This window comes from Variovorax sp. RTB1, assembly GCF_035018765.1.
In the GTDB taxonomy this organism is placed as follows: Bacteria; Pseudomonadota; Gammaproteobacteria; order Burkholderiales; family Burkholderiaceae_C; genus Variovorax.
Genome location: NZ_JASJXG010000053.1, coordinates 21999 through 28744 on the forward strand (window position 1 = coordinate 21999; position 6746 = coordinate 28744).

9 protein-coding genes and 1 tRNA gene are annotated in these 6746 nt (G+C 62.1%); 3 read left to right on the forward strand and 7 right to left on the reverse strand.

Features of this window, described 5'->3' with window-relative positions; all coding sequences use genetic code 11:
• Positions 1-13: 13 nt before the first annotated feature.
• The 3 genes from tilS to QN397_RS22940 all read left to right on the forward strand — a co-directional run bounded on the left by tilS (position 14) and on the right by QN397_RS22940 (position 2425).
• Positions 14-991 (forward strand): tRNA lysidine(34) synthetase TilS, encoded by a 978-nt coding sequence (tilS, locus tag QN397_RS22930; RefSeq protein WP_323501993.1) that lies wholly within the window; start codon positions 14-16, stop codon positions 989-991.
• A 31-nt stretch (positions 992-1022) separates the two neighbouring features.
• A complete protein-coding gene (locus QN397_RS22935; RefSeq protein WP_323498035.1) occupies positions 1023-2294 on the forward strand; it encodes an aspartate kinase in 1272 nt (423 codons plus the stop codon).
• Between the two features lie 38 nt (positions 2295-2332).
• Positions 2333-2425, forward strand: a tRNA-Ser gene (locus tag QN397_RS22940).
• Between the two features lie 207 nt (positions 2426-2632).
• Here QN397_RS22940 and QN397_RS22945 read toward each other — a convergent pair.
• The 7 genes from QN397_RS22945 to QN397_RS22975 all read right to left on the reverse strand — a co-directional run.
• A complete protein-coding gene (locus QN397_RS22945) occupies positions 2633-2998 on the reverse strand; it encodes a hypothetical protein (RefSeq protein ID WP_323496897.1) in 366 nt (121 codons plus the stop codon).
• 17 nt (positions 2999-3015) lie between these two features.
• The gene (locus tag QN397_RS22950; protein ID WP_323501994.1) at positions 3016-3270 is read right to left on the reverse strand and encodes a hypothetical protein; all 255 of its coding nucleotides are present in this window, start codon (positions 3268-3270) and stop codon (positions 3016-3018) included.
• 285 nt (positions 3271-3555) lie between these two features.
• The gene (locus QN397_RS22955; protein ID WP_323501997.1) at positions 3556-4002 is read right to left on the reverse strand and encodes a DUF3619 family protein; all 447 of its coding nucleotides are present in this window, start codon (positions 4000-4002) and stop codon (positions 3556-3558) included.
• A gap of 248 nt (positions 4003-4250) precedes the next feature.
• The gene (locus QN397_RS22960; protein WP_323496898.1) at positions 4251-4757 is read right to left on the reverse strand and encodes a hypothetical protein; all 507 of its coding nucleotides are present in this window, start codon (positions 4755-4757) and stop codon (positions 4251-4253) included.
• 106 nt (positions 4758-4863) lie between these two features.
• Positions 4864-5805: a mechanosensitive ion channel family protein gene (locus tag QN397_RS22965; RefSeq protein ID WP_323496899.1), complete on the reverse strand. Its 942-nt coding sequence runs from the start codon at positions 5803-5805 to the stop codon at positions 4864-4866.
• 49 nt (positions 5806-5854) lie between these two features.
• Positions 5855-6310, reverse strand: a complete 456-nt coding sequence (locus QN397_RS22970) for an SH3 domain-containing protein (RefSeq protein ID WP_323496900.1) — start codon at positions 6308-6310, stop codon at positions 5855-5857.
• A 38-nt stretch (positions 6311-6348) separates the two neighbouring features.
• On the reverse strand, positions 6349-6746 hold a 398-nt coding region (locus tag QN397_RS22975), incomplete at its 5' end, for a murein hydrolase activator EnvC family protein (protein ID WP_323501995.1).

The following is a 6746-nucleotide window of genomic DNA, read 5'->3' on the forward strand; positions in this document are numbered from 1 at the left end:
GCAGCGTGTCGAGGTGACTGCATCCGGACAGGCCTTCGAGCAGGCTATCGCCGCGTTCGAGCCGGCGCTGCCCCTGGCGGTAGGGTACAGCGGCGGGGCTGATTCGACTGCGCTTCTGGCGGCGTGCGCTGCGCGTTGGCCCGGGAGAGTCCGCGCGTTTCATGTGCATCACGGCCTGCAAGCTGCAGCCGACGATTTCGAGCGGCACTGCGCCGATGTTTGCGCGCAGTTGGCCGTGCCGTTTGTCAGCCGACACGTCGATGCACGTCATGCTGCGGGAGACAGTCCCGAAGCGACTGCACGCGATGCGCGCTATGCCTCGTTTCACGATATGGCCGGTGCGCACACAGAGCGCCCGTCGGTCCGGTCGATCGCCATCGGCCACCACGCCGATGACCAGGTCGAGACACTGTTGCTGGCGTTGTCGCGCGGTGCCGGCTTGCCGGGCTTGGCCGCCATGCCGGCCATCGCAGTGCGTCGGGGCTTGACCATCCATCGCCCGTTGCTCGGCGTCTCGGCCGCAGACATCCGCGCCTGGCTGGCAACGCGCGGCTTGCCTTGGATCGACGACCCGACCAACGACGACGCGCGCTACACCCGCAACCGGATTCGCGCTGTTCTTTTGCCGGCGCTGGTGCAGACATTTCCGCAATTTCGGTCGACCTTTGCGCGCAGTGCCGCGCACGCTGCCGAGGCGCAAGAGCTCCTGAAAGAACTGGGCGCGCAAGACCTTGTCCTGGTCGGCAATCCGCCGCGCATCCCGGCACTGCAAGCGCTCTCGCGCGCGCGCCAGGGGAACGTGTTGCGCCACTGGTTGCGAGAGTCGCACGCGCGCGCGCCAAGTGCGTCGCAGCTCGACCAACTGCTCGACCAGATTGCCGCCTGCACCACGCGTGGCCATCGCATCCATATCAAGGTCGCTGACGGCTTTGCCGAGCGGCAGTCCGAGCACCTGCATTGGTACAATTCCGCGCCCTTGCCTAAGGCCTAGCGCCCGGTTTCTTTCTCTTCCCAATTCACCCATGGCATTGATCGTTCACAAATACGGCGGCACGTCGATGGGCTCCACCGAGCGCATCCGCAACGTCGCCAAGCGCGTCGCCAAATGGGCGCGCGCCGGCCACCAGATGGTCGTGGTCCCCAGCGCCATGAGCGGCGAAACCAACCGCCTGCTCGGTCTCGCCAAGGAGCTGGCATCTCAGCAGACCGGCAGCCGCGGCCACGACCGGGAACTCGACATGCTTGCCTCGACCGGCGAGCAGGCTTCGTCGGCGTTGCTGGCCATCGCGCTGCAGGCCGAGGGCATGGAAGCGGTGAGCTATGCCGGCTGGCAGGTTTCGGTTCGCACCGACAGCGCCTACACCAAGGCGCGCATAGAGAGCATCGACGACGAGCGCGTGCGCGCCGACCTCGATGCCGGCCGCGTCGTCGTCATCACCGGCTTTCAAGGTGTCGACGACGCCGGCAACATCACAACGCTGGGACGCGGGGGCAGCGATACGTCGGCTGTCGCCATTGCCGCGGCCATGAAGGCGCACGAGTGCCTGATTTACACCGACGTCGACGGCGTCTACACGACCGACCCGCGCGTGGAGCCGGACGCTCGCCGCCTGAAGACGGTGAGCTTCGAAGAGATGCTTGAAATGGCGAGTCTCGGCTCAAAAGTGCTGCAGATTCGCTCGGTCGAATTTGCCGGCAAGTACAAGGTGCCGCTGCGCGTGCTTTCGAGCTTTACGCCGTGGGATATCGACATCGTTGAAGAGGCCAAGTCCGGCACGCTGATCACTTTCGAGGAAGACGAAAAAATGGAACAAGCCGTCGTATCCGGCATCGCATTCAACCGTGACGAGGCCAAGATTTCCGTGCTCGGCGTGCCCGACAAGCCGGGCATCGCGTATCACATCCTCGGTGCGGTCGCCGATGCGAACATCGAAGTGGACGTCATCATTCAGAACCTGAGCAAGGACGGCAAAACCGACTTCAGCTTCACGGTGCATCGCGGCGAGTTCGCCAAGGCGATGGACCTGCTCAAGGCCAAAGTGCTGCCCACGCTCGGCGCGGCAGAGATCGTCGGCGACACCAAGATCTGCAAGGTCAGCATCGTCGGCATCGGAATGCGCAGCCACGTGGGCGTGGCCAGCAAGATGTTCCGTGTGCTGAGCGAGGAGGGCATCAACATCCAGATGATCTCGACCAGCGAGATCAAGACATCGGTCGTGATCGATGAAAAGTACATGGAACTGGCCGTGCGCGCGCTGCACAAGGCCTTCGATCTGGATCAGCCGCCCGCTTGAAAGCTGCGTGGAAGCTGGCATAATCGCGGCTTCTTTCAGGAACTGTGACCGAGTGGCCGAAGGTGCTCCCCTGCTAAGGGAGTATGGGGTGTAGAGCCTCATCGAGGGTTCGAATCCCTCCGGTTCCGCCAGCTATAGCTTTCAGATCACTTCACGGTGCATCAGCAAGCGCTCTAAAGCCCCGCCAGTCGGGGCTTTTTTGCGTCTGATCACTTCACATCGTGTTTTGACACTGCATTCTTTCAGGGTGCAAATTCGGGTGAACAGAGGCGACAACTCGCGACATTCGCGCATGAAGAGGGGCTCTCCGCCCGTCACCATCACCTTGCCAGCCAGCATCAAGGCCGCGGTTCACCGGCCAGATCGCTCTGGTACCGGCATCGAAGATCTGTGACGCGAACGACCTGCGGCGCCGTGTCAATGGAGGCGCCGGTCGCTTCGATCGCACCCCAGCGGTTAAGTGCCATTTCAATGCCATACCGCGCTTCCCATTGCTTTCCCAGGGTGCGCTCAGTGCACTTCTGAACATCGTGGTACTTGACGTTCAGTTCGGTCGCGTCGTGGGTTGTGGCGCTCAGGGCCGAGGCGCTCACCAGCGACAGCGCCAGGACGAAGTTGAAACGAAAGCAAACGATCATGATCAGACAAATCTGTTGGGCGGCACTACGGTATTCACAGAGATCGACCGCGGCGAACCCTGCCATTTCGGAAATCGCAACCCTCAGTCGCACCGGAACACGGCTTCGGCCTCAGGCAGATTTGTAAAGGGCGTCAGTCCACTGGAATCCACCTGAAGGATATCGACTCGTTTGCCGTTCTCTCGACATTGTCTGGACGCTTCCAGGATCGCTGTCGTACGCAGGGTGAAACGATGTGGGCTGCTCACTTCGAGGGAGTGAATCCCATTGGCTGACAGGCCCGAACTCGCGCAGGCTGCAAGCAAGATGAGTGGGCTCATGATGACGAGACGTTTCATTGATCCTCCGATGCACGCCCAGCGCACCGTCGCCAAAGCGGTTCGAGAGGAGCGTTCAGTTTCAGGGCGGCCCACGATGCCCGGTCGACGATGGCAGCCGGGTTGGCATGCCCATCGATGCACGTGTGAACCGTTGTTCAGCGGTTCTGCTTCAGGCATTTTTGTGTACGAGTGAGCACGGCTTGTCATTGGGCATCTCGATCGGATCTGCCAGCGTGCCGGCACCTGAAGGCACTGCTGCACTGTGAGATCACCGACGATGCTCACTTGGCGGGAGCGACAGGCTCAAGTTGGCCCGTCGGCAGCGGCGACGGCGTTCTGCCGATCGCGCCGCACGAACTCGGCGAAGCCTGGATCGGTGTAAGCGGCAAGCGGCAGCTTGCTGGTCAACAGCCTCAGTTCGACTTCCGCGATATCGCTTGAAAGGTTCTCGCTGGTGACCGTGTCGATCGTCCAGAGACCCGCCGCGAGCAGAACAAACGGGACCACCGTCGCAAGCTTCAGTCCGCGAGAGCTCAACTGCAGCCACGATGGGATGCGGCGGGCCGTTGATCGCATCGGGCGACTCAAAGCCTTCTTCTTGCGCCCGAGTGCGCGGCTTCGAGCAGCTTCAAGTCGGGCGAGTTGGGCTTCAGGCAGTTCGTCGGTGCCCACCGTCAGGCACGCCGCCACACGCCCTCCGAACCTGTCGGAGGGAGACGCGCTTCCCAGAGTTTCTTGACGTGATTTCATACCCGTAAATTGATGCTGCTGTGGCGTGAAACGCTGTGATTGCGAATCGCGCGGACGATCCTTGCCCAATCCGAAACAATTTCGGCGTGCTCGGTATTTTCCCGCTGCGAGCCTAATAGGTCACATTGTGATGCATTACACGCGCAGCTCCAACATGAAAAGTTCTGTCGTTGGCGACGGCGTCTGGCCAACGCCCTCAGGATGGTGTGGTCGAGAGCGTGGCTGTCGCTGTCTAAGGTCGCGCAGGCCTATGGTCTTGATCTTTTTATGGCCCAGCATCGCCTGACGAGTTCCTGCAGGTGATCCCTGAATGCAACGGCATTCAACCAAGTCCCGACGTTCACTGTAAATCGAGGTTGCGAGGTAAGTCTGCCGCCAGTGAACACTTTCACTTGGTACTCCCCGTCTTTGGCATTCGTGTCGAACACGGCGTGAGCACGCGCCAGAGCAACGCGCACGCCGTGTCGAGAGGAGAGTAAAGCAGTGAAGCGCAACGTGCATGCGTTGACCAGCAGCGCTTCGCGGGAGGCGTGGTCTGGATCGGACGCCAACATACCGTTGATTGCTGCCAGATGTTGTGCGGCGCCCATGCTTCGTGTATCCGGGGCATTGGACGTCGGATAGCCTTGGCTGCAGCCGGCCAACACCAGAGTTGCAACAACATAGGCAGACCACTGCCTGCCTGTGGCGAAGATCAGCCCCAGGGAACCTGAAGCGAAGCGCAATCGGTCAGCGGGGACGAAGGCGGGATGCATTGCAAGACACTCTAGCTACCGTCGCGACGTATTCACGTCTTTCGCAGGACCGTTCTGTCTGTCACTGCGCTGAATCTCTTCGCCGACGTTGATGCTATCGCTGCGCTCAAGGCAGCACATGATCGAGCACCGCCTGGGCCTCGAGGGCACCGGCCGGCAGCCGCACCGGCAACGCCGGAGCCGAGCCGTCCTTGCCTACGCCCGCATAAACGGTGACATGCGGAAACGGGATCTCGATGCCTTGTGCGTCGAATGCCGCCTTCATGCGGCGCAGGTATTCGCGTCTGACCGTCCATTGCTGGAGCGGTGCTACCTTGAAGCGGCATCGCAGTACAACGGCGCTGTCATCAAGGCGCTCCACGCCTGCAATCTCCAAGTCGCCGAGGATTTTTACGGCATGGTCAGGGTCCGCTCTCAGCTGTCGACCGACCTCGGCCATGAGTGCCATCACCTGATCGACGTCTTCGCGGTAAGAGACGCCCACATCCATCACGGCCTGTGCGAAGGACCGGGACATGTTGGTCACCGACGTAATCAGTCCATTCGGCACGAAGTGCACATTGCCGTCGTAGTCCCTCAGGCGGACATGACGCAGCGTGATGTCTTCAACAGAGCCACCGATGCCCGCGATGCTGACGACGTCGCCGGTGCGGATTTGATCCTCGAACAGGATGAAGAAGCCGGTAAAGTAGTCCTTGACCAGGCTCTGGGCGCCGAAACCTATGGCGAGACCCACCACGCCGGCAGCGCCCAGGATGGGTGCCAGCGACACGCCAACTTCCGCCAGCACCAGCATGACGGCGACGGCGCTGATCACCATGGCGATCAGGTAGCGCACGACGCGACCCAATGTTTCGGCGCGTCGCGCGCTGTCGGTGCCATCCAGGCGCCCCTCGACCCGCAGGCGGATCACGCGCACTGCGCGCTGCAGCACGCTGATCGCAATCCACGCGACCACCACGATCAGCACGATCCGAAGCCCTGAAAGTGCAGGGGCGCTCCAGCGCTCCCAGTTGATCGCGCGGATGGTTTCTATAAGGTCGTTCATGTGCGTGCAATCCGTTGGTGAGCGTAGTGTTCAATGTGATTCACGGCGCCTACCATCCCCAGAGCCTGCTCTTCACTACCCAGCCAACGGGGCCGTGTTCGTGGCGCACCTTGATCCAGCTCCCGCGTTGGCGAAGCGTGCGCAGCACATCGCCTCGGGCGGCCCTGAAGACCACGGCACTGCGTGCGTTGGGGGCTGCGCGCAGCGTCGCCGAGGCCGCACTCACGATGTAGTGCCGCGTCTTGTTCATCAGCGGGCCGTAGACCCAGCCCGAGTCGTGCTCGAAGTCGCTGACCTTGAGCCACTTGCCCTTGCGCGCGAGCACCTTGAATGGGTAGCCCTTGTCGACTGTCCAGCGCGCGACGTAGCTTGTCCCGGGCCCCGTGCGCATGTTGACGGTGTTGCCGGCGGCGCTGACCATCTGGGCGGCCAACGCCGATGGCGCTGCGAGCCAGCAGACCGCGAGCAGGATGAGCAGATTCAAAAGTCGCTTGGGATGAAGCATTCGTATTGGGTTCCGTGTGAAGTAGAAAAAAGAAGATCTCAATGGGCGAGGCCCTGAAGGTAGAGCTCGGGATCGACCGCGACGCCCATCTTGCGAATCTCGAAATGCAGCGCGACCTCGTCGTTCTTCCGGAAGCCAAACTCTGCAATCTGCTGGCCCTGGCGCACCTCGTCGTTCTCGCGCACGAGCGTCTTTCCGAGGTGCGCATAAGCCGTGATGAACGTGTCGTCGTGCTTGATCACGATCATGGTTTCGTAGGCAGGCAGGGCACTGCTCACGAGCACGACGCGGCCGTTGCGCGAGGCGAAGACCGGATCGCCGGGTTGCCCCGCGATATCGATGCCCGGGTTGCCGGCGCCGTCGAACCATGCCCGCGCCGGGCCGCGCGCGGGCATCGCAAAATCGGCTTTGGGCGGGTGCAGGGCGGTGGGGGAGG